This is a genomic window from Mycobacterium sp. TH-M15 (assembly GCF_057473705.1).
The window spans coordinates 1-2315 of sequence record NZ_JBYCLB010000627.1 but is presented as its reverse complement, the minus strand read 5'-3'; the positions used below and the strand labels follow the sequence as shown (position 1 = coordinate 2315).

Annotated in this window: 3 protein-coding genes; all 3 read right to left on the bottom strand. The window is 71.2% G+C overall.

Annotation, left to right across the window (positions count from 1 at the left end):
- Positions 1-596: SMC-Scp complex subunit ScpB (gene scpB, locus AC2VNT_RS15330; RefSeq protein WP_486947670.1), on the bottom strand; the 596-nt coding region annotated here is incomplete at its 3' end.
- A 13-nt stretch (positions 597-609) separates the two neighbouring features.
- Positions 610-1428, bottom strand: a complete 819-nt coding sequence (locus tag AC2VNT_RS15325) for a segregation/condensation protein A (RefSeq protein WP_486947671.1) — start codon at positions 1426-1428, stop codon at positions 610-612.
- A complete protein-coding gene (locus AC2VNT_RS15320; protein WP_486947669.1) occupies positions 1416-2276 on the bottom strand; it encodes a ParA family protein in 861 nt (286 codons plus the stop codon). Before AC2VNT_RS15320 ends, AC2VNT_RS15325 begins: the two co-directional genes overlap by 13 nt.
- Positions 2277-2315: the final 39 nt, after the last annotated feature.

The window sequence follows — 2315 nt, the reverse complement described above, 5'->3', positions numbered from 1 at the left end:
AGCAGCGGGGCGATGTCGGGCAGGTCGGCCAGCGACGACAGCCCCAGCCGCTCCAGGAACAGCTCGGTGGTACCGAAGGTGGCCGCCCCGGTGTCGGCGTCGGCGCCGGCTTCGGTGATCAGGCCGCGGGCCAGCAGGGTGCGCATCACCGCGTCGACGTTCACCCCGCGCACCGCGCTCACCCGGGCCCGGGTGACCGGCTGGCGGTAGGCGACCACCGCCAGGGTCTCCAGCGCGGCCCGGGTCAGCTTCGAGCGGGCACCGTCCAACAGCAACCGCTCCACGTAAGGGGCGAACCGGGCGCGGGTGTACATCCGCCACCCGCCGCCGGCCTCGCGCAGGTCGATGCCGGCGTCGCGTCCGGTCAGCTCGTCGGCCATGCCGCGCAGCTTGGCGGTGATCCGGTAGACCGGCTGCTCGGTGGCCGCCGCCAGCGCCTCGGCCGTCACCGGGGCATCGACCACCAACAGCAGCGCCTCCAGCACCGCACCGAGCTCGGCGTCGTCGAGCTCGGGCGCGGTCGCCACGTCGATTCCCAGGCTGGTCCCCGGCTCGTCGGCGGGGGTGCCCGGTTCGGGACGCTGCTCGTCGGTCATGGATGGTCCAGCACTACTCAACGGATTCCGCTTTCACCAGGTCGTCACCGGCCGGACGTTCGCCGGTCCAGGAAACCTGGAGCACACCAAGCGGTTCTGACTGGTCGAATGCTACCGCCCGGGCCCGGTACAGCTCGAGCAGCGCCAGGAACCGCCCGACGATCTCGATCGGCGCCTCGCAGTCGGCGACCAGCTCGGCGAACGACGCCCACCGCCCGGTCCCCCGCTCCTCCAGCATCGACATCAGCCGGCGGGCCTGCTCGGGCACCGACACCATCTGCTGATGCAGGTGCTCGGTGGTCACCGTCGGCATCGGCCGCGGGGTGAACGCGGCGGCGGCGATCTGGGCGAACCGGTCGGCGTCGACGCCCAGCATCACCTCCGGCAGCAGGGTGGCGAACTTCTCCTCCAGGGCCACCGCCCGCGGGTAGCTGCGCAGCGCCGCGGCCTCCAACTCGGCGAACATCTGCGCGACGTGTTTGAACGCCCGGTACTGCAGTAGCCGGGCGAAGAGCAGGTCGCGCACCTCCAGCAGCGCCAGGTCCTCCTCGTCGTCGACCCGCCCGGCCGGCAGCAGCCGCGCGGCCTTCAGGTCGAGCAGCGTCGCGGCGATCACCAGGAACGCCGTCGTCTCCTCCAGCCCCAACCGCGGCCCGATCTCCCGGGTGTAGGCGATGAACTCGTCGGTGACCTGGTGCAGGGCGACCTCGGTGACGTCGAGGCGGTGCGCGAAGATCAGCTGCAGCAACAGGTCGAACGGACCCTCGAAGTTGGTCAGGCGGACCCGGAACCCGGCCTCGGCGGCGGTCTCGGTGGTGGTCACGCGTTGAATCGGTCGATGACCTCGCGGGCCAGCGCGCGGTAGGCGTCGGCGCCGCCGGAGCTGGGCGCCCAGGTGGTGATCGGCTCGCCGGCGACGCTGGTCTCCGGGAACCGCACGGTTCGGGTGATCACCGTGTCGAACACCAGGTCGCCGAAGCGCTCCAGCACCCGGCCCATCACTTCGCGGGAGTTCACCGTGCGCGGGTCGTAGCGGGTGATCAGGATGCCGCCGACGGTCAGCTTCGGGTTGAGCCGGTCATGCACCTTCTCGACGGTGTCGGTGAGCAGCGCCAACCCGCGCAGCGAGAAGTACTCGCACTCGGTCGGGATGACGACGCCGTCGGCGCAGGCCAGCCCGTTGACGGTGAGCAGGCCCAGCGACGGCTGACAGTCGATCAGCACGTAGTCGTAGTCACCCAGCACCGGGTGCAGCGCGCGGGCCAGCGACTGCTCCCGGCCCACCTCGTTGACCAGCTGGATCTCGGCGGCGGACAGGTCGATGTTGGACGGCACCAGATCCAGGTCCTTGACCTTGGTTGCCATCAGCACCTTGTCGATCGGCACCCGCGGCTCGACCAGCAGGGTGTGGATGGTGTGGTCCAGCTCGTAGTGCGGCACCCCGAGTCCGGCCGAGAGCGCACCCTGCGGGTCCAGGTCGACCAGCAGCACCCGCCGCCCGTACTCGGCCAGCGCCGCCCCCAGGTTGATCGTCGAGGTGGTCTTGCCGACACCGCCCTTCTGGTTGCACATCGCGATCACCGTGGCCGGGCCGTGCGACGAGCGCGGCGCGGGCTCCGGGATCACCCGCTTGGGGCGCCCGGTCAACCCGACCGCAGCGGAGTCGTCGTCGGCAGACATCGGCAAGAGTCTAACGGGTGGCTGCCCCCGGACCGGCCG

Coding starts and splice junctions, on each gene's coding strand:
- AC2VNT_RS15320 (WP_486947669.1), bottom strand. CDS start 2,276: ATGTCTGCCGACGACGACTCCGCTGCGGTCGGGTTGACCGGGCGCCCC.